The following is a 24,268-nucleotide window of genomic DNA, read 5'->3' on the forward strand; positions in this document are numbered from 1 at the left end:
GCTTTGATTTAGTGCATTGTTAGGAAAAATTCAGAAGAAGCTGATAATGTCAGATAGCCATGTGCACCTTATTTTAGAACGATCTGAGCAACTTGATAGTGAGATTATTTCTAGATTCACACCATATAAGTCTACAAATAATAAAGATCAAATCACACAAATCTGTAGTGACCTTTCCTTTCAGCATGCCAAATCATTACGCGTATTGTATGATTTAGAACTGGATGGCACTGCTACAGCAATACTGCGGATGCAGTTTGAGTCAGTCGTAAGGTTGATGTGGCTTCATTTTTCGGCACCGGATAGCTTCATTCAAAGCTACTCAGGAAGCATTTCTGTTGATAATCCACCTAAAGACTTTCCAACAATCACCAAAATGTTAGAGAAAATAAAAAGGTCTGGTGTTAAAGGTCCAGGGGAAACTCTTGAAGAGTTCAAAGAGGTTGCGTGGAGGGGTATGAATAATCATATCCATAATGGTTATTTAGCTCTCTCACGTCATGTGAATAGCTACCCGGAGAAGTTGGTAATTCAAATTGTCAGAAATTCAAACGCTCTTAATTTGATGACAGCGATGGTCTTGGCAAGAATCGAACAGAGTCAAGATGACGTGAGTTTTGTCAAGAATTTACAGTTAAGCTATCAAGACATAATGCCCGAGTTAAGATTTAATTAAGTACTCAAAATCACCCGACGTACTCGAAGACTCGTCGCCTTTCGATGCTCTACAGGGTTTTCTGGATGGCGACGGTAATCCCGATAGAAGTCGTTGTCCGTTTGTTGACTTGGTGAGCAATTTTGGATTTGTATTGAGGTGTGGGGTAGTCCACACGCCTCAACGGGGACACCTAATGGGGCCCTTACTCAAACGTTATGTCATAAGGGAGTCTACGTGAGTCTTCAGGTATTCCGTGATCGATTACAGCATCAAAAGGCAAAAGGAAAACCTAATACTATTTTTCCTGAAGGTTGCTATGGAGCATCCAACGCGCCACTCGTGTTCGTAGGACCAAGTCCAGGTGGTGGTAACACTGATACGGCATATTCTGAACGGGCCTCTGACGGTGATGGTGCTTATTGGAATTTTGAATTTAAGGAGCCGTTTGAAGAATGGAGTAATGGTTTTAGAACTTCATTGAAGCCAATTGTCGAGACAATGCTGCAAATTCCGTTAGCTGAGGGTGCAAATAAGCTATTTGCATTTATTAATTTTGATTGGATTCAAAATCCAGACTCATCAAAGGTACCTTCGGTAAGGATTAATGAAGGGAAAGAGATAGTTTTAAGCGTATTGAAGGAAGTTAACCCTAAAATAATCGTCGCCCTTGATGCAAGAGCATATCAGGCTTTGGTTCAGGTGATTGAGAAAGATTATTGTTTGGTTGATTTAAAAAAACAAAATGTACGGGTTCGGACAGCAAGCTCTAATAGCTTCCATCGAGAGGTAAAGGCCCATTTAATAGTGGGTCATGGCGAGCTAAGCGGAACTGTATTTTTAAAGTCACTCCAACACCCTGCTCGTATTTATAATGCTGATTATGCAGAGCGGGTATCAATTACTCTTCGAAAAGCTTACGAGGCCGTTGTTAATTCGGAGGAGTTGTGCGTAATTCTAGAATAGCTCTTGTGTTGGCTTAGCGTTGGAGTTGCGACTTGAACATGCGGAAGTGACTTGGTATTGTAATCAGATTCGATTGTTAGCTGGCAATGCTTCATGAGAGACTCAAGGTTAACGCTTTGGGTCTTTTTTTTGTGTAGCTAGCCTACAAGAATTGCGATTACCGTAGTTAAGTTTTAATGAACTCAGCACTAGCTACTACTTTAACGGGATAGAGCCTACGTATACTTGCAGGCTTTCGTTATATGGCCTATCACCAATGTTCAAGTTAATTGTCAGTCTAGCCATCTCAGTCTTTTGTACGCATGTCTCTGCCGCAATTCAAGAGCGCGATTTAATACCTAACTCAGATGACGGGCTTATTTCATACGACACCGTTAATAACCTTGAGTGGTTAGATTTAACCTATACAAATGGGCGAACAGTTTATGAAATTCAAAGCAACTGGGGAGGTTTGTTAGATTTGGGGTTTAGATATGCCACCTTGTCTGATTTAACAAAATTGTTTAATTCCTTAGGTTTGGAGATTGGCAAGAACTATACAACTGCTCCATATTATGCTGATAGCAGCACAATTTATTCGATCGAAGCTACAAGTTCCATTATCGATGTCATCCATAAGTTCGGTGTACTTATGACCACTGATAATGCAGGGGTTATACAGCAGGAGTGGACACTTGGTATGTATGGATTAGATCAACCAGATGAATATTTCCGCTACTCATATTTAGTTATCAATTACCAAATTACGAGCTATATCAACTCTTCAATCTATACGGCAATGTCTTCGAACGGGGCTATTAAGCTTGGTGGGGGCCCAATGGGAAGTTGGTTGGTTCGAAATGTCCCATCTCCTGTACCAGAAATAGATACTTGGGCGATGATGTTAATTGGTGGATTCATGGCTTTAATAGTCAAGAAACGCCGATTTAATAGATATTGAGCAGTAAGATACCAGGGGCGAGGTTCAAATCTATTTTTTTAGATTGGAATCGCCCATGTGCATGATACTTACCACTTGCGCCCGAAACTCTGCCCATAGTCGCACGTCTTGAGCCGAAGGTATGCAAACCGGAGCTGGCCGATAAACGATCTGGTGGTAATCGTTGGCCATTATGTTGGTTTAGCGTGTGGGGATTTGCCCTGGTGGGGGTAAGCGAGAGTCGCATAACGTTTACTTTTGAGACGATAAGCTCAGAACTATCATTGCAGGCGCTTTTTTGCTTTCACAGTTTCTGTAGATAAATCACTAGGTTTGTGTAAATAGATTAGTTAATTCACTGAATTAATTGATTTATCGCATGGTGATTAAAAATATACGTGTACGCCAGATAAATCACCACAATCACCAAGACAGCGTTTATCACCATACCTGCTTTGCTGTTTGTATTTTTCTGAATTGGAATTTCTCTTGTTGGAGCAAGGATTGGGGTTTCTTTTTTCATTCGCTCGATCTCAGCTTTAAATCCATAAACTTGCTGATTAAGATTTTGAATTTGTTGATTTTGCTGCATGCGGTCTTTCAGCAATTTAAGGTATTGTTCATATTTTTCCCGGATATCTACCGCAAGCTGCGTGGGGGTATCGCCAGAAAAATCAGCAATAAGATCGCAATATGTCGCGTCTGATGCGTGCCCCAGGCCCACAGTCCTGTACCCCTTAAATTCAGCAAGGGCAGTCATTACTTCTGGTTCATTGAAGACTTGAAATTCCGAAGCGCTGCCACCGCCACGAATGATTGCGAGAATGTCTCCCTTGGCCTCTGTAATCGTTTTTGTAATTGCGTCCTTATCCAGCATGCTCACATACACTGGCTTAACTTGAATAAAATCATTTATAGGTAATAGCGCGTTATTGAAATCATCTTCAACTTTTGAATGAATGCCAGTGATATAAGTAATCGACAGACGTTCTTTAAGTGGAAATGATCTGCTGCCAGGATTGAGGTTTAGTAGTTTCTGAACTCTCTCTTGATTCTCCCTGTGCTTTTCACTCTGTACAGGGGATTCAGTTGCCTGAATCGCAGTCACATCTATTTTGAATTGAAGCTTATTGTGTGTGTAACTAGAAATATCGGGTTTGATGGTTCCGGTGACCTTCACATACTGTTTCGTATAAATACTATTGCCTTCTATGAGTGTCTTTGGGATATCCAGACTGACGTAATCAGTACCTTGCGATAACTTAACGCCGAACAGGGTTGCATAGTTCTTGACGGTGACATCACCTATTTCACCCTCCACCTGGATAAGATGGCCATGATGATCTTTGGTCAGATTAATGGCTTGTTCTGTGATTGATTTAAATAATTGGTTTAACGTGTTGATAGTGTAGATCATGATAACTCTAGTTTTTCTTATTCAAATGACGGTAGGTTGCTACCCTCATTTAATGATGGCAACCTCAAGTGGTCGGCTATATGAATCAAGGGGATACAAGCTGTTTTAGGATGGTCTTGTTTTACCGGCTTTAATCATCTTAAGTCTCAATCACAAGTTTTCGTTGTATTACCAGTCTTCATGCGTTATGTATCCCTCCATTACTTTAAAAACTGCCAATCGATACGCTAAATACCGTCGTGGTAAGGATTCAGTGATTAGCAGTGGAACTAATTTTTATATTCTAATTAATCTCTGGCTAATTTAAATATTTTTAATCATAATTTAATTTATGACAATTCACTTTCCTATTACCATTCAGGCTGTATTGCAATTAACCGATCCACGGTTGCCTGTCTTTGTTGTTATTCCGTTCTATATCGTAGAGGCTTGGAATCAAACTGGTTCCAATATTGTGGAGGTCATAATTGATGGTTATGAAACAGGGCGGAAAACTCTTAAAAAGATTGGTAGCTCTGATCAATCTGACTGGTTTGTTGAGTTGACTTTACCTTTCTGCAGAATTGCTAACATCAAAGTTGGAGACACTTTAGATGTGTCTATCAAAGTTGCAACTAATGAATTTGCATCTGATGTCATTGGCTAGCTCAGAGAATGAGTTCCAATCGTGTCTTGTATTGCCCGCGGTTGTGCCCATTCATTCAGGCAAAGTTGTGTCCGCGTGGATTGATCCCGAGTTTCTGGAAGAGCTGAACAACAGATGATTGGCCGCCAGACCGTTAAAGCTGCAGTCGAGAGGGACAGGCAACAAGCTGAGCTTGTTGGTTTCCTTCGTGCTTCGTACCCCGGCAGCCTCTCACTTTTACGTTAAGCAGCAAAGGGAAATATGGGACTCAAATCTGATTTTGATGAGGTGCTAGAGGCTTGGCCAAAGTATCCTTGGATACTTCGTTTTTGGCTGATCATCTCCGCGTTTACGGCATCTGGAGCAATTGCATCATTGAGCGAGACTGTGTTCAAGTGGAAGGGCTTTCTGTTAGATGCAGTAGTGTTCTATCGATCATTTCTTTCCGAGCCGCTCGCACAATGTATCCATGTACAAAACCCTCACATTGGCCCAGCGATGGCTGATGCTCTACTGCTTGCCACAGTATCTTCACTGGCCCAAGTAGTCGTTTCCGTAGAGCAAAATGAACCACCAAGTCTTCGTTTACGCAGAGAGTTCCAACTCGCTTTTCTTTTAGTCGTTTTCCTTTCAATTGGGGGAATGATTGAACGTCCTGCTCTGAGTCTGGAGTCTCTGCTTGTGTGGTGGTGGTTAGGTATATTGGGGTGGCAGCTAATTCAATACATCAGGCTTCGAGGGAGTACCAGGCTATTAGGCTTGTCTTCCTTACTATTTCCATTTGTGCTACTTGGGATCGCGGCTGCCATTAATGCGGGTCTTTCTCGTGTTGCAGCCTAACTCTGCGCTCACGCGAGACTGCGCAAAAAGAGCGCGACCCCTTAGCTCCACGTTTGTGATCATGACAATTTGAGTCCTTGTTTCAGTTTTGCTCTTTACGATGCTTCCTACATCATAGCCTGCTTTGTATTATTCGCGTTGAAGTAAGATGGTAATCAGTAGCGTACTGTCCAAAAGAGCTTTAACTGTATGGGCGGCTCCCGCACTCAAATAAATTAGATTATTTGCTTTCAAGACTCTGATTTGTCCTGCCAGATTCAATTCAACCTCACCTTCAATACACTGAATAGTGACAGCACCGGCTGCTGTATGCTCTGGTGTGGTTTTGCCTGCGTTTAAAATAAACCTGAAAACCTCAATATGGCTTTCGCGTATTAAGGTTTCCGATTTGGCAGACTCAAATTTGGCGCCATCAGGACTAATGTTGATCACTTCACCTGGCGCGTAGTGTTGAATGCTCATATGGAAACCCTTCTGCTCAATTGTAATTAAACAGTACTTATATGATGGTACGGCTTCCTATCCAAAAGACTCAGTGTAACTTGGCTTGCAATGGATAAGGCCCCAATAATGAAGACAACATCCCCAAAGGTTCTTACCCATCTTAGGGTTTGCAATAATGGTTGTTGCATGAACTCCTCACTACGTGCGTACCAGAGGCCTTCGTTAAAGCTGGCTTGGAATTGCATAAAACCAATCGGCAAGAGGCTGGTAAATATCATTAACAATAATCCGATATTGAGCGCCCAAAAGCCTGTTCTCATTAGCTTTTCGTTAAAGATTACGTGCGGGCGGATATATCGTAACACTAGCAGGCAGAAGCCGATAGCAAGGAAGCCATATACACCAAACAGTGCAGCATGAGCGTGTACCGCTGTCGTGTTGAGCCCTTGAATGTAATATAGAGAAATAGGTGGATTGATTAGAAAACCAAATACGCCTGCGCCCAGCATATTCCAGAAAGCGACCGCTGCAAAGCAACATAAAGGCCAACGTAAGTTCTCAAGCCATATTGCTCGTTTATGCAAGTGCCAGTGATGCCACGCTTCATGACCGAGCACAAGTAAAGGAACAACTTCTAGCGCACTGAAACTGGCGCCGATTGCCATAACTGGCGTAGTCGTTCCAGAGAAATAAAGGTGATGGAACGTACCCGGAATGCCACCAACCATAAACAACGATGCTGATGCCAAGCTAGTGGTTGTTGCAACAGACCTAGATACCAGGCCAAGTGACATAAAAATGTAGGCCAACGCTGCAGTGGCAAATACCTCGAAAATACCTTCCACCCACAGGTGCACAACCCACCAACGCCAGTATTCCATCACCGAGAGATTGCTATGTTCACCATAGAACAGGCCACTGCCATAAAATAAACCAATCGCAATCACCGAAGCGGTCAATAATGCCAGTAGATTTTTATCGCTATCTTTTGCCTTAAGCGCGGGGATCATGCAGCGAAGCATTAAACCTAGCCACAATAACAGGCCAACAAATAATGCAATCTGCCAGAAACGGCCAAGGTCTATATATTCATAGCCCTGATGCCCAAACCAGAAATTAAATGCAGTTGGTATTAGGTGAGCGATCGCTGAATATTGGCCAAGGAAAGAACCTGTGACCACAATCAGTAAAGCGATAAACAGAATATTCACCCCTAGTTTTTGATATGCAGGATCTTTGCCGCCATTAATGATCGGTGCCAAAAATAATCCAGCGGCCAGAAAGCCGGTGGCGATCCAGAATAAAGCACTCTGGATGTGCCAGGTACGGGTGAGTGAATAGGGAAACCATTGTGATACGTCAACGCCATAAAACTCTTGGCCTTCTACCGTGTAATGTGCAGTAAACCCACCAATAAACACTTGGAATATCAGCAAGGCAACCACAATAAACAGGTATTTTCCTAGGGCTTGCTGCGAGGGTGTTAATGCGAAACTGGTAATAGGATCAAGCTTGCCTGCTTTGGGAGGTACATCATCTTCTTTGCGTAATGCTGTCCAGCCTAAAATTAGCAGCCCTATGCCAGCCAACAAAAATACAATACTGCCCATGGACCAAAGGATATTCTCGCTGCTCGGTTTGTTGGCGATCAAGGGCTCATGAGGCCAGTTATTGGTGTATGTTACCGCTCCCTCGGCACGCTCGGTTGCTGCTGCCCACGATGTCCAGAAAAAGAAATATGCCATCTTTTGCCTGGCCTTCGCATCGGGCAATGTATTGTCTTTCATGGCATATGCGATACGGGTTTTCTTAAGCTCTGGTGCATCAGAAAACAATGCTCCGTAATATGCGGCGGTTTGTTGCACCGCTTTAGCGCGACGTGGTGTCAGTGACAAGATGCCTTGGTCATCCAGTCGATTGCTGCGATATTCTTGCTTGAGCATCTCACGCAGGCCTGCTTGTTTAACCGGATCCAGCATGTCATAACTTGAACTATAGGTTTCCTGAGCTGCTAAATTCAGCCAAGCGATCAATTCACGATGTAACCAATCGGCAGTCCAGTCTGGCGCCTGGTAAGCGCCATGTCCCCATATTGAGCCCATTTGCATTCCACCAATTGATTGCCAGTGTGATTGCCCCGTCAGAATGTCAGCTTCTTTAAATTCAAGTTGATGGTCATTGCTCATCACGCTGTTGGGAATCGGTGGTGCTGAACGATAAACCTCGGCGCCCATATAGCCCAGAATAGTAAATGTAACGATGAGTACTGCAATGAGGATGAGCCAAAGCTTTTTATATATACCCATGAAACGCTCTCTTTCTTATATAGAGGCTGCTGTACAAAATAAATACAATTTGCACAGTGCATTATTAATGTGACCGTGACGATGATGCAAGTCTAGACTATAAAATATGTCCCTCTTTGAGCTTGCGATAGATCAATAAATGGATTCTTAAAAAACAATATTTAGACGTTTGAGAATCGCCCGGGCACGCTTGAATGGCTCGAGCTTCTGGTGACTCCCCGTTGGCAATCGCTGGCTTGGTCCAGGTGATAGGACTCATTCAAGTGGAGGCAATGACTGATAAAGAAAAAGCCTAACACTCGGAGGAATGCTAGGCTTAAACCATCACTTTCCTCGGGGAAGTGATGGATGCTTATTTAGTATAAATATTCATAATCCAACTGTCAAAGCAGGCGTTACTCTGATGATGTCTGTGGTGTTGGTTCTTTGGGAAAGCACTAGTGCCATGGTTCATATTGGAGCATGTTTGGGTTATTTGGTGGGTAGGACATATAAAAACCAAACTCGTTTGCATTTTCACGCAATAGGCTTTAATGGTATTCATCGGGCCTCTTGGATCAACCAATCTCTAAAGGCTCGGATTCTTGGTATCGATATGTGGTCCGCGCGGTAGACGACAAAATAAGATAGCTCAGATGTGTAGGAGATGTCTGGTACCAGGCGAATGAGTCTTCCGCTTGCTATATCGTCCGCTACCATGGCGCTACGAGCTAAAGCAATTCCGTGTCCATCAATTGCTGCTTGCAATACAGCTGCAGAATTGTTGATTTGCATACTTCGATTCTTGATGGGGATAGGAATGCCTGCTTTAGCAAACCATTTATTCCAGGTGACGAATTCAAGATTGTCTCCCAGTGATAGGTCGTGAATGAGAGTGTGATATTCAAAAAACGAGGTGTCGGAGATAGGTTTAGTGTCTCGTAATATCAATGCTGGAGAGCACACCGGAAATAATTCCTCATGCATCAATAATTCGGCATTCAAACCAAGCCATGATCCACTTCCATAGCGCACGCCTATATCAATATTGTGCGAAATAAAATCCAGTAATTTTAAGCTTATATCCAGTCGAACATCGGTGCCAGGATTCCTCGATTGGAATCTATCAATACGAGGCATTAACCACTTAGTGGCGAATGCTGGGCTGACCGTGACAGTTAACGCGCCAGCCAATGCATCTTCTTTAAGTGTTTCGATACCTAAACTCAACTTCTCAAATCCCTCCTGAATAATAGGTAGGGCGCGCTTAGCTGGAGCCGTTGTGATTAGCCTCTCTTTTCCGCTTGTGCTGCGATGAAACAATGCAACACCTAGCCAATCCTCTAAGCCGCGCACAAGTTGACCTACTGCAGCGGGCGTTACGTTTAATTCATTGGCTGCAGCAGAAAAGCTTTTATTTCTTGCGCTAGCTTCAAATGCACGCAAAGCATTCAGATAGGAGGGTAGTTTCATGTGGGATAGTTTTTCTTTAATGAATGCACAGATTATCTCATTTGATTTGGCTGGCTAGAAATTTAAGAATTAAGTCGTAGATTGATTCATAAAATTTATGGAGTAGTTTTTCGTTTTAAATATGTTGGTTAATTCAAATTTTTTGCAACAGGTGGTAATCACTCCTGATCAGTATGACTGGGTTAATTCAAATCAACCCGGTGTTATACGCATGATGTTGGATCGTATGGGAGGCGAGCAAGCTCGGGCAACTAGTCTTGTTAAGTATGCAAAAGGAGCCCATTTCCCTCATCACTATCATCCAGGTGGTGAAGAGATTTTGGTCTTAGAGGGGACTTTTAGTGAGGGCTCTAATCACTATTCTGCAGGTTGGTATCTAAGAAATCCTCCCGGTTCGAAGCACCAACCATTTAGTCCTGATGGAGCTACCATCTTTGTAAAGTTGCGCCAAATGCATCCTAGTGAAAGTTTACCACTGCGTCTCAATACAAATGATCAATCTCTGTGGACGTTGGAGGGGAGAGAGGGAAAGTGCCCACTGTTCGTTAGTTCAACAGAGACAGTCTGGTTAGAGAGGTTGCGCATAGGGGCAATACTTAATACTACAAAGATGATGGGTTTGGAGTTGTTGGTAATGAAAGGTGAGGTTGATATGGATGGCTTAGCCTATCCAGCAGGTAGTTGGATACGAGTGCCTGTAGGACATATCACAGCCATAACTGCTACTCAAGCGAATACAACTATCTATATTAAGACGGGCCACCTACAGGGGGTTATATGAAGTCTGCCCAAATTGGTATTGTTGGTGGTGGGCTGAGTGGCCTATATGCAGCTCATCTTCTAGAGCAAATGGGAGTGACAGATTATGTGCTGTTGGAGGCTAAGCCTTATCTTGGCGGTAGGTTGAGCTCTCCGTTGTCTGAAAGTAACGCAGATAAGCTTCCAACGGAGTTTAGTCATTTTGATCTTGGAGGTACCTGGTATTGGCCCGATATTCAACCAAGGCTTGATAGAGTGATTAAGCAATTCGGATTGAAAACTTATCCTCAAAATGAGGTTGGTGAAATGATCATAGATCGAGCCAATTTTGCAAAACCCATGAGAGTTAATGGATATATATCTTCTCCTCCTATGATGAGGCTTGCAGGAGGAATGAACTCATTGATTTTGGCAGTTGCTAATAGTCTCCAGTCTCAGCGCATCTTGACTGGACACGCGGTGCACGAAATCACGCTCAATAAGTCTCAGGTCGAGCTAAAGATCAAAACTCCGAGGGGCAAGCAATTATCCATTACGGTCAATCATGTTTTGATTGCCACTCCTCCAAGAATAGCCACTTGCACAATCAAATACAGTCCGAATTTACCTGATCATATATTTGAGAGTTGGCAGGACGTAAATACTTGGATGGCACCAAATGCCAAATATTTGGCTGTTTATGACAAGCCATTCTGGCGGAGCGCTGGATTATCTGGAGAGGCGCGCAGTGATAATGGCCCACTAGGCGAAATTCATGATGCTTCAATTCCTAATGAAGCTGCTGCCCTATTTGGATTTCTGCAACTGCCTGCATTGAGTAGAAGCACAATGACTGAGCGTAAGCTTAAGGCAATGTGCCGTGCACAGCTGGTACGCATGTTCGGGCCAGAGGCAGAGAACATAAAGTATGACTATTTAAAAGACTGGGCGACAGATAAATACACATCAACTAGTGCAGATATCACCAGTAATCACGGGCATTCGCTAGCTCCATCACCCACTATCTCATCGGGTGTCTGGCGTAGAAAATTATTCGGCATCTCTAGTGAGTGGTCAATGCTACTGCCTGGCTATATTGCAGGCGCTATTGATGCTGCCACCAATGGGGTACAAAAGCTACAAAAAGAAATGCTGCAAAAGCATTCTGATATTACAAATGTTGAGGAAAAGATATGAGTCCCACTTACCGTGCGATGCAAATTGCAAAACCAGGGGAGCTAGAGTTGGTTGAGAGGGAGTTTCTAGTGCCTCATGTAGACCAGGTCCTGATAGAGGTAGAGGCCTGTGGTATTTGTGGTGCTGATATCAATGATATTGATCATCCAGATGTCACGTTAGAGCAGCCTAGAGTTCCTGGACATGAGGTCATTGGTCGAATCATTGCACGTGGAACGGATGTGCCAATGCATTGGCGTTTAGGTCAACGTGTTGGTGTTGGTCGTTTGGGAGGGCAGTGTAATGAGTGTGCACAATGTCGGAGAGGCCAGTTTCAACTCTGCCAGAGTCAGCATTTTGTAGGCTCCACTTGTGATGGAGGCTACGCAGAGTTGATGTTGGCTAGATACACCGGTCTTGTAGCGATACCAGATGAGCTAACTTCTGAGGAGGCTGCGCCCATTTTGTGTGCTGGACTTGCAACATTCAATGCACTGAAGAAAAGTGGAGCAGAGGCTGGTGACACCGTGGCGATATTGGGTATAGGCGGACTTGGTCATATGGCTGTTCAATATGCCCGCAAAATGGGCTTTAGGGTTGTGGCAATCGGGCGAGGAGAGGCCATTTCAAAAGATGTCAGGCATTTAGGGGCTCATTTTTATTTGGACTCGAACAATAAGGACACTATTGCAACACTTAAGAGCATAGGTGGAGTTCAGGCTTTAGTGACAACAATCACAAATGCTGATGAGGTTTCGCCTTATCTTAATGCCATTGCCCCTCAAGGAACGATGATTGTTTTGGGGGCTGGTAAGTCTCCGCTATCTGTTTCGACTGGTAATTTGGTGGCTAGTGAAAAAGAGATTAAGGGATCGATGACGGGATCGGCCTGTGATAGCGAGAAAGCGTTGAATTTTAGCGCGCTCTTTGAGGTATTACCTAGGGTTGAAACGATGCCACTTTATCTGGCTAATCAGGCACTCGTAAAGTTAAGGTCTGGGAATGTAAATTTTCGAATTGTATTAACAATGGATAAGGTTACATTGCGTGTGCGCTCTTAATGCTGCGCTACGAGGAGTATTTAACGGCTGGGTAATACTCATCATTTTCTGCATGCACGCCTATGCGGAAACTAAGCCTGTGGAAGAGGTAAATGCAATACCAGAGGACTTTCAAATAACACCCTTTTCAAATAGCGAAAGCGGACAACTGGCGGCTTATGGGAGGAGCTTAGTTGTTAATACCTACAAATTAATCGGTCCAAATTCAAATCAGCCAATTATCGGGAACAAGCTTTCTTGCACCAGTTGTCACCTCAAGGGCGGGACTAAACCATTTGCAGCACCCTATATTGGGCTTTCTAATATTTTTCCTATTTACATCGCTAGGGAGGATAGGGTTGTGAGTTTGGAGGAGCGAATCAATGGTTGTATTGAGCGAAGTTTGAATGGACGAACGATAGATCACGATAGTTATGAGATGCGTGCAATCGTGTCATATATCCAACATCTCAGCTCTGAGTATTACAGTAATCGTAGAGTTAAGGGGCATGGGTTTTTAACATTGGAATTGCCAAACCGTGCTGCCAATCCGCTAAGCGGTCAGCGAGTGTTTGAAAGACACTGTGTTTCATGTCATGGAGTGGATGGACAGGGAGGTTCTGTCACGGCCGAAATGAGGATTGCTGGTAAGTCTTTTCCACCTTTGTGGGGTGATAGCTCATATAACGATGGGGCTGGGATGGCGCGTGTATTAACGGCTGCGAGGTACATAAAAGCTAATATGCCTTTGGGCACAAAAGCGAGTGCACCAATACTATCCGATGAAGAGGCTTACGATGTTGCAGCGTATATTAATAGTCATGCTAGGCCAGTAAAAGCTAACAAAGAGAATGACTATCCCGATCTTTCAAAAAAGCCCAAGGATTGCCCATATCCACCTTATGCAGACGCCATTCCGCAATCTCAACATAAGTTCGGCCCTTTTAATTTCACCCGGTAGATTATTCAAGGAGTCTCATGAAAAGAAGTTTACTTACGATGGTTTTTGCGTTGCTTTTTGCTCAAACTTCAATCGCACTAGAGGACCCTTTCGAGCGGAATAGATTGTACGTTGGTGCGGAGGCGACGAAGGGGAGCTATAAAGCTATCTATCAGATAGATTCCAACAATCCTGATGTAATTAAGAAGGCGATTCGCAATATCAAAAACTTGATTGAAGACCCAAGACTAAAAGGTAAGGTGGAAGTGGAGCTTGTTGCATTTTCAGGAGGTACAGAATTGCTGTTGAAAACAAGTGAATATGAGGCGGCTTTAAGAGAACTCATCACTAAAGGTGTTGTCATCGTCCAATGCTTGAATACATTGAAAGAGAGAAAGTTAGAGAGGTCTCAATTCTTTGACTTTGTTGGTTTTGTACCCTCCGCAAATGGTGAGCTTGTGATTAGGGGCGGGGATGGATGGGTGATCATCAAGCCTTAGAAGTCTGAGGTGCCGTCAAAGTCAAGAGTTTGCCACAAAGGCTGGATGAAAATTTAATAGTTAGGTGAGGGAAATGAGAAAGATTATTACTATTTGCATGGCTGCGTTTATCTGTTTCTTATCGCATATTGCACTTTCTGAAGAGATATCCGGAGCATCCTATTTACTAGATAAAGGAACATCTAGTGTTATCTGGGATATTAATACGGCCAATCTCACTAAATTAAAAACTTATCTGGAAATTATTGAGGAAACATACTATCAATTGCAAGCTGAAGGTAAGAGTCCCGAGATGGTTTTAGCATTTAGGGGGGAAAGCGTAAGAGTGATATCGTCAAGAATGGAAAAGGCTTCTACTGATGCATTTCCAGAGCTCTTGGACATTTCAGCTCTCACAAAAAGACTATCCAATCTCAAAGGAGTTCGACTTGAAGCTTGTTTAATCGCAGCTCGTATTTATCAGGTAGATAAAAGCGAGTTATGGGCTAATTTTGTGCCAGTGACCAATACTTTCTTGTCTCTTATACAATTTCAATCAGCAGGTTTTGCGTTAATTCCTATATATTAATATCGATTTTCTAATTATTGATTTAGCTCCAAGGGTAAATTAATAAATAATCAGGTTTACATAATAAGATTTGGCTTTCTAGATTCTGAGGCATGTTGAAGTTCACACGCTTTACGATATATTTTCTAACTGTGTAGCGCATTGGATTAGAAGCTTTGTAAAGCTTGATACATCTTCTTCACTCATCCCAGTGAGCATTTGCTCTTGAATTGCGTTAACTTTCGAGTCGCAAAGGTCTATCACTTTCTTTCCTGCATCCGTGAGTGACATATCAACCACTCTAAGATGGTTGATATTTTTTGATCTTGCAATGTATTCCAGCTTTTCTAAGTCTTGAACAATCCGAATCATTGTTGGTGCGGTGACAAAGCTACGTCTGGCCAATTCTGCATTTGATAGGCCTGGTGATTTACGTAGGTGAGCTAAAACTGCGTATTGAGAAGTTGTTAGACCATGAGTTGCTAAAGCTGCATCCATCTGCGCCCTAAATGCTTGCTGAACTCGTTTAATGAGAAAGCCTACTTGATTCAATCTGTCACTTTGAAAATTATCAATGGTCATCTTTTGTCTTTGATTAATTGTAAATTATGCTAATTGTTATTAGCATGCTAATATTGTTGGTCAGTTCAATTTATTCATTTGGTTAAATTATAAGGAATTTGTATGCAACAACCGACAAATCTAGACTTTGTATCAATTCAGGTTGTAGATATGCAGAAATCAGAAGATTTCTACAGTAAAGCTCTTGGTTTTAAGAAGGGAATTTCTCCTAATCCCCATGCGATTGTTTTTGAAACGGGTGCGGGATCAATATTTGCAATCCGTACACCGATGCCGGGATTTGAGCATGCCGAGGTTCGGGGTGCTGGTATAGCACTTTGGTTCAGGGTTTCTGATGCGGATGAGCTCTACAATCGTTTAGTTGATGAGGATGTACCCATCATTAAGCCTATCGAGGATGGACCGTTCGGAAGAGTATTTATCTTAAGGGATCCGGATGGGTATGCCATCACAATTCACAATGATCAATAAAGGCAAAAGTGAATAATTGGAACTTCAGAGTTAGTAAGTATTTGAAAAAGCCAAAGTTTATGGAAAGGATCCAAAATTAGTGGTCATTCAATTGAGTAACTAAAATTTATTCCTTTTTTGACAGCGCAAGATCTACAACCTCCCGAATCTTTTCAGGAATTATACGACCTGCGTGACGGAATAAAACATTTCCTTCAGGGGCAAGAATGACAGTGAATGGAAGCACGTTTGATTCATTTCCTAATGAGTTACTAATATCAATCGCTTCAAATTCAGCTGCCACGTTTCTATACGATACCTTGGTTGTTTCAAGGAACTCCTTAACGTTGTTCATTTCATCGGAGGCGATTCCCAGAATCACTACGTTGTTATCTTTATACGAGTCACTGATATTTGATAGGTCGGGCATTTCATCACGACAGGGGCCACAGTAGGTTGCCCAGAAGTTTATTACTGCAATCTTTCCCTTCAATTCACTCAAACGAAATTGCCTATCTTGGCTGTCAACAAAGGTCAGGTCGTATATGGTCTTTGCCGATTTATCAGTTATCGGATTCTGTGACATTTTTAAATAGACCAGGCTTGCGATGAAAGATACAAGTAGGATCATGATCGCAGTGCGTATTGTTTTACTCATGAGGTTTTCCTAGATGCCGTTAATCGGTATTTTCAAGTAACTAACGCCATTTTCCTCGGCCCCAGGCATTTTTCCTGCTCGAATGTTCAGTTGGATTGAAGGCAGGATTAATGTCGGAAAGGCTAAAGTTTTATCGCGATCTGTCCGCATTTTTACAAACTCTTCCTCGGTAATTGAGTCCTTAACATGAATGTTTTTATTCCGTTGCTCTGCTACCGTAGTTACATATTGAGGTGGTCTTGAATCAGGTGGGTAGTCGTGACACATGAAGAGTTGTGTATCAGGGGGTAATGAGAATATCCGTTTAATTGATTTAAATAAGATATGAGCATCGCCTCCCGGGAAGTCACAGCGGGCAGTTCCTACATCCGGCATGAATAACGTGTCTCCAACAAATACCATCTTACCTTCTACGATATAAGCCATATCGGCTGGAGTATGGCCTGGTACATTGATTGCCTGTACATTTAGGTTTCCAATGTTGAACTCTTCACCATCTGCAAACAAATGGTCGAAGGCAGAGCCATCAGATGCTTCGAGTTTGTCGTAATTAAAAACAACATTAAATACAGTTTGGACTTTCAATATATGTTCACCAATCCCGATTCTGCCCCCTAGTTTCTTTTGAAGATAAGGGGCTGCAGTCACGTGATCTGCATGTGCATGAGTTTCTAAAATCCATTCGAGACGCAAATCATTATTAAGAATGTAATCAATAACTTGATCTGCCATCTTTGTTGATGTTCTACCTGATTTCGCGTCGTAGTCCAGAACTGCATCAACAATTGCACAAGCTTTAGTGGCTTGGTCACTAATGACGTGTGTAATGGTGTACGTAATTTCATCAAAAAAAGATGTCACTTTAGGACTCATGAAGGTTTCTCCTTAAATAATTGTTCTCTTGTCTGCTAAGCATTCAAAGGCCTCATATGCATGCAGGTAGGTGCTACCAGTTAAATTTGAAATCAGATCACTGTTTTTTAAGCGATCCATGACAGGTCCTTTAATTTCTGCAAGGTGCAGTTTCTTCCTCATTCCCTTAATTTGGGTGTTTAGCGTGCAGAGGACTTCAAGTGCTGTAGAGTCAATGCTATTGATTGCTGCCCCCAATAGAACAACGTTTTTAACCTCTGGGCGCTGTTGGAGGATGGTGTGTACCGTCTCTTCAACAGCTTGGATGTTCCCAAAAAAAAGATTCTCATCAATGCGGATGAATACTATATTGGGTGCTGTCTGGACATGGTAACGTTCAATATTACGGAAATGCTCAGTTCCCTCTACGCGACCAACAATTGCGATATGAGGGTTGCTGGCGTTCCATAGATAAGTCAGGATCGAAATTGATACACCGACAAGGATGCCTGGCTCCACCCCGATGATGATAACTGTCAGCGTTGTGCCAAGTAATGAGAGAGCGTCAGCTCTAGAGTATTTCCATGTATGGCTGACTGTATTGAAGTCCACCATCCCTAAGACTGCCACTATGATGGTGGCAGATAAGACTGCATGCGGAAGAAAGTAAAAATAGCCTGTAAAACCAAATAGCACTAACGTCATTAAAATAGCGGATAAGACACTTGCGAAAGGAGTGTTGGCACCAGCAGCATAATTCACTACTGATCGTGCAAATCCACCAACTACTACATAACCGCCCGAGAATGCGCTTGCCACATTGGCCGCGCCAAGTCCGTAAAGCTCCTTATTCGGCTTGATTTTCTGTTGCTTCTTCAGCGCTAGTGATTGAGCAACAGAGACGCTTTCAATAAATCCGACAATGAAAATCAAAAGAGCTGGCATGAGTAGAGATTTACTTTGCGCAAAGGTTGGGAAGGTATAACTTAAATTAGGTACTCCCTCAGGGATGCTACCTACAATTTTGACTCCCAGTTTGCTAGCAAAGTCATGCTGAGCCACCAGCATTGTGGAGACGATAACTACAACCATGGGAGCCAGTTTGGTCAGCAACCCTGCTTGTTCTTTGGGGATGCCGAACTTACTGAGTAAGTGAGCAAGTCCAGTTCTTGCATAAAAAAGAAATGCAATAGATGCGAGGCCAATGTATAAGGTCGGATAATTAATGTGTTGTCTGGAGGTGTAGATATTTGTAAGAGTGTCTACAACGCTTCCATTGGGAATGCTCACCCCCAGAATGCCTTTCAACTGACCTACCGCAATTAAGATCGCAGAACCGGTAATGAATCCATTAATGACCGGGTGGCTTAGGAGGTGCGATAGGAATCCAAGTCTGAAAATGCCACAGAGTAAATAAATCACCCCTGTAAACATTGCCAATTGCATTGCTAGAAATGTGTATTCTGCAGAACCCGAGGTAGCTAATGGTGCAAGTGCAGTAGCTGTCATTAGGGAAGCGACTGCTACTGGACCGACCGCTAATGTCATACTTGTGCCAAAAACGGCATAAGCTAGTAAGGGCAAAATGCTTGCGTAAAGTCCAATTTGCGGAGGTAGTCCAGCAAGAAGTGCATATGCCAGACTCTGTGGAATGAGCATTATTGTGACAATAAGGCCAGCTGACATATCACCTTGCAGATATGCTCTCTTGTAAGACTGGAGCCATTCCGGAGCCAGTTTTCTATACAAACTAGTTTGAATATTTTCTTTTGAAACCATACTAAATACCAAAAAAACATTAAATTTTCATTGATTGAAAAATTATTATAGGCAGTTGAATATTGAGTACATGGCATTTTTCAAGAAAATTGATCATTTATTTTTTGTTTTAAGTTGCTTGTGTCATGTATGGCGCAAACTCTATTTTTTCTCTAAATAATGCGACATATCTTGCAATCAATCAGCGTGCTAAATCTTCCTTAGACCTTATGTAGGTTAATTACTTGATATAAATCAAATGTTTGATGGTGATGGCAAAAGTCTTGCTTTCAGCTTACGACCAAGTATCAATATCAAACCAAAAACGGAGAAATTGGCATGGCGAATTTAGGCCAGAATGTAGTCACAAACCAGAAGTTTGACGTCGTTGTAGTCGGGGGAGGTTCAGCAGGTATTAGTGTTACCGCAAGTTTATTAAAGAGAGATTCGAGTTTAAGAGTCGCCATTATCGAACCGAGTAATTTTCATTACTACCAGCCAGCTTGGACATTGGTTGGTGGCGGTGAATATCCCATTGAAAAGACCAGAAGGCCAATGGGGGATGTGATCCCATCTCAGGCGACTTGGATTAAGGAGAAGGTGGAGGAGTTATTACCTGAACAAAATGGGGTAAAACTCTCTAATAATGTAATCGTTTATTATTCACAATTAATTGTTTGTCCAGGTTTGCGATTAGCTTGGGAGAAGATTGAGGGATTGCAAGAAACCTTGGGGCGCAATGGGGTCACCTCTAACTATCAGTTTGAGCTTGCTCCATATACTCAGCATATGATCGAGAAAACTAGCAGTGGTACTGCAATTTTTACTCAGCCACCTATGCCAATCAAATGTGCTGGGGCACCACAGAAGGCTATGTACTTGTCATGTGATTATTGGCTTCGCCATAAGAGACTTAATTCTATTAAGGTTGAATTTCATAACGCCGGTGCTGTATTGTTTGGCGTGTCTGAGTTCGTAGCACCTTTGATGGAGTACGTTAAAAAATACAATGCCAAATTAAACTTCAACTCAACTCTGGTGAAGGTAGATGGGTTTAACAAGAGAGCATGGTTTGATGTGAAGGATGCTGAGGGCAAGGTTAATCGAATCGAACGTAACTTCAGCATGATTCATGTCGTGCCTCCACAGGTCCCTCATGATTTTGTAAAAAACAGTCCATTAGCTGACCAAGCCGGCTGGTGTCTCGTAGACAACAAAACCTTGCAGTCTCCAAAATACCCGAACGTATTTTCCTTGGGAGATATTGCTTCCACGCCAAATGCTAAAACTGCTGCAGCCATACGCAAGCAGGTAGTTGTTGTTGCGAAGAATCTATTGTCATTGCGTAAGAAGCAGCCTTTGGAATCCAGCTATGATGGATATGGCTCTTGCCCACTAACTGTACAGAAAGGAAAAATCATCCTGGCTGAGTTCGGTTATGGTGGCAAATTGCTTCCTACATTCCCGCTGAAAGCAACAGTAGCAAGAAGATCAGCCTGGTTCTTGAAGGCTACTTTCCTGCCCAGATTCTACTGGTCAGGGATGCTAAAGGGATGTGAGTGGATGACTAAGTGCTCGCCTGACAAACCAGATTAAATAGATATTCTTAATCATAGAGTTTTTTTATGGGGGTAGTTGTGTTCTTTAGTCGAGTGTTTAACTAACTAATGCAAACTGCTCCCCTAAAGCTCGGCCTAAGGGAAAACTTTGGTCAATTCTCCCTTCTAGTGCTGGTTAACGCGTTTGTCGGGGCAATGGTTGGGCAGGAGCGAAGTATCTTGCCGATTATTGCAGAGCATGACTTCTCATTAACAGCACATTCTGCAATCCTATCGTTCATCGCTGTCTTTGGTATTAGTAAGGCATGTACTAATCTCATCGCAGGATTTTCTGCCGATCTATTGGGTAGGAAAGTAGTCTTGGTGGCAGGTTGGATTATCGTACTACCCGTACCTTTTCTCCTGATGTTCGCGCCCAGTTGGGGTTGGATACTGGGCGCAAATGTTTTGCTTGGCATCAGTCAGGGGCTTACCTGGTCTACAACCGTAATTATGAAGATTGACCTCGTTGGGGTGAAGCAACGTGGCTTAGGGATGGGGTTAAATGAGTTTGCTGGTTATTTTGCTGTCTCTGGAAGTGCTTTTATAAGCGGTTATGTTGCATCGATCTATGGCTTGCGGCCAGCTCCATTTATTTTAGGTGCTGGCTATGCAGTGATTGGCCTGCTTCTCTCTATTTTCACAATACGGGAGACCCGACAATATGCAGCTTATGAGTCTACCCTGGCTCAATACCAAAAAACTGCCCAGAAGACATCGCTCAAAGATATTTTTTCAAGGACTTCAATTGGAGATAGAAATTTATCTAGCATTAGCCAAGCTGGTTTAGTCAATAATCTCAATGATGGCATGGCTTGGGGATTATTCCCTTTAATTTACGCTAGTGCTGGTATTGGGCTGCCAAAGATTGGTGTGTTGGTTGCAATATATCCTGCTCTTTGGGGCGTTTTTCAGTTGATTACAGGCTACCTCTCTGATCATCTCGGACGAAAGTTTTTTATAGTCTGGGGGATGTGGATTCAAGCCATTGCTCTTGCAATAACAGTATCAAGTGCCGATTTTCTCGGATTTGCCTTTGGTGCTTCGCTTCTTGGGATAGGTACCGCAATGGTCTATCCTGTACTTTTAGCAGCAATCGGGGATGTGGCTCATCCTGCATTGCGCTCATCTACTGTTGGTGTTTATAGGTTTTGGCGAGATATAGGTTATGCAGTTGGTGCTGTGTTGGCTGGCGTGATGGCAGATATCATAGGATTATATTGGGCTGTGTGGATTGTTGCGGGTATCACCTGTTTGTCTGGGCTGATTGCCTTGGTAAGAATGGGCGAAACCTTGGCAAGTTCTGATACAGGGAAAAATAAGCCCATCCACTGATGGGATGGGCTATTTAATTGGATAGCTTAGTGTTTATGCGTTGAGCTATCGTGATTTGCTGCAGTTTTTACTGGAATAGCTAGAGTTAATTGATTAACTGTGCCGTCCAAGTTTCTAAAAGAAAGCGTAACAGGTATAGTGTCTCCAGCTTTCATTGGTTGCTTAATGTTTCCCAGCATGAGGTGATACCCACTTGGGCTTAATGTCACAGGGTGACCTGGCTTAATCACCAACTTTTCGAGCTTACGCATTTTCATAATATCTCCTTGCATGCGCATTTCATGAACCTCAATACTTTCAGCAATCGCTGTGGTCCCGCCCGTAAGCTCTGTTTCAGAATCAGAAGTAATTGTCATGTAGCCAGCAGCAACTGACTGGCCAGGAACAGTTTCTCGTATCCATGGATCCTTAATGCTCACGCCAGCATTTACCTGCAAAGCTATGGCTAGCAAGCCAAATAATAGTTTTTTGTATTTCAATCTAGTTCTCCTTGACTGATGCTGCCGGCATTTCTACTGGTGTTACGAAATAAGCATCCCTTGCTTCTTTCTCAAGTTTGGACACATTGTCTCCCGTGAGCGCTTTCATGAAAGCCACCAAATCTACTTTCTCTTGTGCGGTTAGCTTGAGTGGCTTAAGCAGTGGGTCTTTAAGGGGGTTATCTTCCCCACCTTTATTGTAGAAGTCGACAACAGACTCCAGAGTAAGCAAAGAGCCATCATGCATGTAGGGAGCTGTTAAGGCGATATTGCGCAGGGAGGGCGTTTTATAAGCCCATCTGTCTTTGGGATTCTCAGTCACCTCAAATCTACCTACATCATTGGGTGGGCGCTCGCTTGCGTGGTCAAAGTGATCCGATGGTGTTTGAACCGTTATACCTGGTGCTAGCGTAATTGGCATGGTTGGTTCTCGATGATAGACCGTATTATTTCTGGTGTATCCGATACCTGTGTTGTGGAACCCCTGATCTGTAAATATTGCTACTTTTGCTTCTACGGTATGGCACGACACGCAACGACCTTTACCCATGAATATTTTGAATCCATTTATCTCAGAGGCGTTCATTGCCTCCTTATCATTACCGTATTGATAGCGATCGAACTTGGAATTTCCGGAAACTAGAGTTCTCTCGTAGGCGGCAATTGCCTTGTTAATATGATCTAGATTTACCGGTGTTCCGAAAGCCTTTTCGAACATGCCATCGTAATCACGTGTGTTCTTGATTTTATCGATAACGTAACCGACAGAAGGGTTGCCCATTTCATTGAAGGCAACGATAGGGCCAATGACCTGATTCTCAAGGCTGTGCTCTCTCCCATCGTGGAAGAATCTATTGTAGAAGACAGCATTAAGAATGGTAGGGGCGTTACGTTTATTTGTTCTGCCTTCAATACCTACTGCCATCGCTAATTCATTAGAGGTAAATGCCTGCTCAGGCACATGACACATTGCACAAGAGATTGTGTTGTTATGAGAAAGACGTCGATCCATAAACAGTTTCCTGCCTAATTCGACTTTTGCGTTTGTGATGGGATTGTCATCGGGGACAGGTACTTTTGGTAACCCTAAGACGTCTGGTGGATGAATGTCCTTGGTGATACCAAGCACAGTAGCAATGGCTACAGATAATAAAATCGCCGCTCCAATTGCATATTTAGTGACCCCGCTCAATTTAAACTCCTTTTTCTGTTTCTATCATTAAGGTTTCAATATCATTCAACAACATTTCCGGACTGAGATAGGTTGTTGAATAGATTTCGCGTATAACCCCCTTAGGGTCAATAAGATATATTTTTAAGACATGTGGATATTCCATAGTTCGTTTACCAGAGTCCTTATCCAGAGCGATATCAACGTTCTGGCCGTAAGCGTCAATCAATGGAATCAATACGTCTACGTTCTTAGTAGTTAAATATCTCCAGTCAATGCTGAAGTCTTTGTTATTTCTGTTCGCACGCTTTTCGAGACCTGCCATCATCATCGGAGTGTCTCGTTCAGGATCAAAACTGATATTCACAAAGCGGACTTGCTTCGAAAGCGCGGGGGTTTTTTCAAGATAGTTTTTGACTGTATGCATTGTAGTAAAGGCATAAGGGCAGCCTTTTGCATCTGCGCACATGTCGTAGAAGAATGTGAGTAATGTGTATTTACCAGAGGTGTATTGGCTAAGCTTGACGGCGTTGCCTTTACTGTCCAGGACGTCACCATCTGGAGCATTGAAAATTTTTTGTAATTCGTAAGTGCCGGCAGCCGCTAGTTTTTGTTCAGCAATTCTTGTCTGTAATTCTTTATTGAATTCTTTCTCAATAGGTTTGGAGCTAGATAAAGCAGAAAAAGCATCTACCTTACCGCTACTTGGAATATATTGGGAAAGAGCAATATATCCAAGCAAAGTAGATGCTATAAAGATCAACCCTGCTACTAGATATTTATACTGCAAGTTTTGGATCATATTTAACTATCTAAAGCA

At 42.8% G+C, this 24,268-nt stretch carries 26 protein-coding genes; 14 read left to right on the forward strand and 12 right to left on the reverse strand.

The annotated features are described in order from the left end of the window. Positions 1–46 precede the first annotated feature (46 nt). From INP78_RS07605 to INP78_RS07615, 3 genes are all read left to right on the forward strand, one after another. On the forward strand, positions 47–676 hold the full coding sequence (locus INP78_RS07605; protein WP_194741563.1) for a hypothetical protein: 630 nt from the start codon (positions 47–49) through the stop codon (positions 674–676). A gap of 216 nt (positions 677–892) precedes the next feature. Then, the gene (locus INP78_RS07610) at positions 893–1,621 is read left to right on the forward strand and encodes a hypothetical protein (RefSeq protein ID WP_194741564.1); all 729 of its coding nucleotides are present in this window, start codon (positions 893–895) and stop codon (positions 1,619–1,621) included. Between the two features lie 256 nt (positions 1,622–1,877). Further along, positions 1,878–2,561, forward strand: a complete 684-nt coding sequence (locus INP78_RS07615) for a hypothetical protein (protein ID WP_194741565.1) — start codon at positions 1,878–1,880, stop codon at positions 2,559–2,561. Between the two features lie 334 nt (positions 2,562–2,895). Here INP78_RS07615 and INP78_RS07620 read toward each other — a convergent pair whose 3' ends face one another. Continuing rightward, positions 2,896–3,957, reverse strand: a complete 1,062-nt coding sequence (locus tag INP78_RS07620) for an exodeoxyribonuclease VII large subunit (protein WP_194741566.1) — start codon at positions 3,955–3,957, stop codon at positions 2,896–2,898. Between the two features lie 331 nt (positions 3,958–4,288). Between INP78_RS07620 and INP78_RS07625 the strand changes: the two genes are divergently transcribed. Both INP78_RS07625 and INP78_RS07630 read left to right on the forward strand, forming a co-directional pair. Then, positions 4,289–4,603, forward strand: a complete 315-nt coding sequence (locus tag INP78_RS07625) for a DUF1905 domain-containing protein (protein WP_194741567.1) — start codon at positions 4,289–4,291, stop codon at positions 4,601–4,603. A gap of 240 nt (positions 4,604–4,843) precedes the next feature. Next, positions 4,844–5,422: a hypothetical protein gene (locus INP78_RS07630; protein WP_194741568.1), complete on the forward strand. Its 579-nt coding sequence runs from the start codon at positions 4,844–4,846 to the stop codon at positions 5,420–5,422. A gap of 129 nt (positions 5,423–5,551) precedes the next feature. On the opposite strand, the gene INP78_RS07635 is transcribed toward INP78_RS07630, so the two are convergent. From INP78_RS07635 to INP78_RS07650, 4 genes are all read right to left on the reverse strand, one after another. Further along, a complete protein-coding gene (locus tag INP78_RS07635) occupies positions 5,552–5,884 on the reverse strand; it encodes a cupin domain-containing protein (RefSeq protein WP_194741569.1) in 333 nt (110 codons plus the stop codon). A 26-nt stretch (positions 5,885–5,910) separates the two neighbouring features. Continuing rightward, a complete protein-coding gene (locus tag INP78_RS07640) occupies positions 5,911–8,172 on the reverse strand; it encodes a nitric-oxide reductase large subunit (protein ID WP_194741570.1) in 2,262 nt (753 codons plus the stop codon). 437 nt (positions 8,173–8,609) lie between these two features. Further along, complete coding sequence (locus INP78_RS14700; protein ID WP_194741755.1) at positions 8,610–8,696, reverse strand: D-alanyl-D-alanine carboxypeptidase family protein; 87 nt, start codon at positions 8,694–8,696, stop codon at positions 8,610–8,612. A 16-nt stretch (positions 8,697–8,712) separates the two neighbouring features. Further along, positions 8,713–9,624 (reverse strand): LysR substrate-binding domain-containing protein, encoded by a 912-nt coding sequence (locus INP78_RS07650; RefSeq protein ID WP_194741571.1) that lies wholly within the window; start codon positions 9,622–9,624, stop codon positions 8,713–8,715. 121 nt (positions 9,625–9,745) lie between these two features. Here INP78_RS07650 and INP78_RS07655 point away from each other — a divergent pair, with 121 nt between their 5' ends. The 6 genes from INP78_RS07655 to INP78_RS07680 all read left to right on the forward strand — a co-directional run bounded on the left by INP78_RS07655 (position 9,746) and on the right by INP78_RS07680 (position 14,586). Further along, a complete protein-coding gene (locus INP78_RS07655; RefSeq protein WP_194741572.1) occupies positions 9,746–10,405 on the forward strand; it encodes a cupin domain-containing protein in 660 nt (219 codons plus the stop codon). Beyond that, on the forward strand, positions 10,402–11,559 hold the full coding sequence (locus INP78_RS07660; RefSeq protein WP_194741573.1) for an FAD-dependent oxidoreductase: 1,158 nt from the start codon (positions 10,402–10,404) through the stop codon (positions 11,557–11,559). The genes INP78_RS07655 and INP78_RS07660 overlap by 4 nt, the downstream gene beginning before the upstream one ends. Further along, complete coding sequence (locus INP78_RS07665; protein ID WP_194741574.1) at positions 11,556–12,599, forward strand: alcohol dehydrogenase catalytic domain-containing protein; 1,044 nt, start codon at positions 11,556–11,558, stop codon at positions 12,597–12,599. Before INP78_RS07660 ends, INP78_RS07665 begins: the two co-directional genes overlap by 4 nt. Before the next feature lie 52 nt (positions 12,600–12,651). Beyond that, the gene (locus tag INP78_RS07670; RefSeq protein ID WP_194741575.1) at positions 12,652–13,539 is read left to right on the forward strand and encodes a c-type cytochrome; all 888 of its coding nucleotides are present in this window, start codon (positions 12,652–12,654) and stop codon (positions 13,537–13,539) included. A gap of 17 nt (positions 13,540–13,556) precedes the next feature. Then, entirely contained in the window at positions 13,557–14,018 is a 462-nt protein-coding gene (locus INP78_RS07675; RefSeq protein WP_194741576.1) for a DsrE family protein, read from the forward strand. A gap of 73 nt (positions 14,019–14,091) precedes the next feature. Then, the gene (locus INP78_RS07680; RefSeq protein ID WP_194741577.1) at positions 14,092–14,586 is read left to right on the forward strand and encodes a hypothetical protein; all 495 of its coding nucleotides are present in this window, start codon (positions 14,092–14,094) and stop codon (positions 14,584–14,586) included. 111 nt (positions 14,587–14,697) lie between these two features. On the opposite strand, the gene INP78_RS07685 is transcribed toward INP78_RS07680, so the two are convergent. Further along, positions 14,698–15,147 carry a MarR family winged helix-turn-helix transcriptional regulator gene (locus INP78_RS07685; RefSeq protein WP_194741578.1) on the reverse strand — a complete coding sequence of 150 codons (450 nt, stop codon included), beginning with the start codon at positions 15,145–15,147 and terminating at the stop codon, positions 14,698–14,700. Positions 15,148–15,249: 102 nt separating this feature from the next. On the opposite strand from INP78_RS07685, the gene INP78_RS07690 reads away from it, so the two are divergent. Further along, on the forward strand, positions 15,250–15,618 hold the full coding sequence (locus INP78_RS07690; RefSeq protein ID WP_194741579.1) for a VOC family protein: 369 nt from the start codon (positions 15,250–15,252) through the stop codon (positions 15,616–15,618). A gap of 106 nt (positions 15,619–15,724) precedes the next feature. Here INP78_RS07690 and INP78_RS07695 read toward each other — a convergent pair whose 3' ends face one another. Genes INP78_RS07695 through INP78_RS07705 form a run of 3 tightly spaced genes read right to left on the reverse strand, consistent with a single transcriptional unit; the run spans position 15,725 to position 18,886 of the window. Further along, positions 15,725–16,255, reverse strand: a complete 531-nt coding sequence (locus INP78_RS07695) for a TlpA disulfide reductase family protein (RefSeq protein WP_194741580.1) — start codon at positions 16,253–16,255, stop codon at positions 15,725–15,727. Between the two features lie 9 nt (positions 16,256–16,264). Further along, positions 16,265–17,128, reverse strand: a complete 864-nt coding sequence (locus INP78_RS07700) for an MBL fold metallo-hydrolase (RefSeq protein WP_194741581.1) — start codon at positions 17,126–17,128, stop codon at positions 16,265–16,267. A gap of 12 nt (positions 17,129–17,140) precedes the next feature. Then, positions 17,141–18,886 carry a SulP family inorganic anion transporter gene (locus INP78_RS07705; RefSeq protein WP_194741582.1) on the reverse strand — a complete coding sequence of 582 codons (1,746 nt, stop codon included), beginning with the start codon at positions 18,884–18,886 and terminating at the stop codon, positions 17,141–17,143. Between the two features lie 318 nt (positions 18,887–19,204). Between INP78_RS07705 and INP78_RS07710 the strand changes: the two genes are divergently transcribed. After that, positions 19,205–20,461: an FAD/NAD(P)-binding oxidoreductase gene (locus INP78_RS07710; RefSeq protein WP_194741583.1), complete on the forward strand. Its 1,257-nt coding sequence runs from the start codon at positions 19,205–19,207 to the stop codon at positions 20,459–20,461. Positions 20,462–20,643: 182 nt separating this feature from the next. After that, a complete protein-coding gene (locus tag INP78_RS07715) occupies positions 20,644–21,798 on the forward strand; it encodes an MFS transporter (protein WP_255526773.1) in 1,155 nt (384 codons plus the stop codon). A gap of 26 nt (positions 21,799–21,824) precedes the next feature. Here INP78_RS07715 and INP78_RS07720 read toward each other — a convergent pair whose 3' ends face one another. The 3 genes from INP78_RS07720 to INP78_RS07730 are packed head-to-tail and all read right to left on the reverse strand — an operon-like array spanning position 21,825 to position 24,250. Beyond that, positions 21,825–22,277: a copper chaperone PCu(A)C gene (locus tag INP78_RS07720; protein ID WP_194741585.1), complete on the reverse strand. Its 453-nt coding sequence runs from the start codon at positions 22,275–22,277 to the stop codon at positions 21,825–21,827. A 1-nt stretch (position 22,278) separates the two neighbouring features. Further along, positions 22,279–23,469 (reverse strand): cytochrome-c peroxidase, encoded by a 1,191-nt coding sequence (locus INP78_RS07725; protein WP_194741586.1) that lies wholly within the window; start codon positions 23,467–23,469, stop codon positions 22,279–22,281. Position 23,470: 1 nt separating this feature from the next. Beyond that, on the reverse strand, positions 23,471–24,250 hold the full coding sequence (locus tag INP78_RS07730) for an SCO family protein (protein ID WP_194741587.1): 780 nt from the start codon (positions 24,248–24,250) through the stop codon (positions 23,471–23,473). Between the last annotated feature and the right edge of the window lie 18 nt (positions 24,251–24,268).

The organism is Methylophilus sp. 14, assembly GCF_015354345.1.
Taxonomy (GTDB): domain Bacteria; phylum Pseudomonadota; class Gammaproteobacteria; order Burkholderiales; family Methylophilaceae; genus Methylophilus.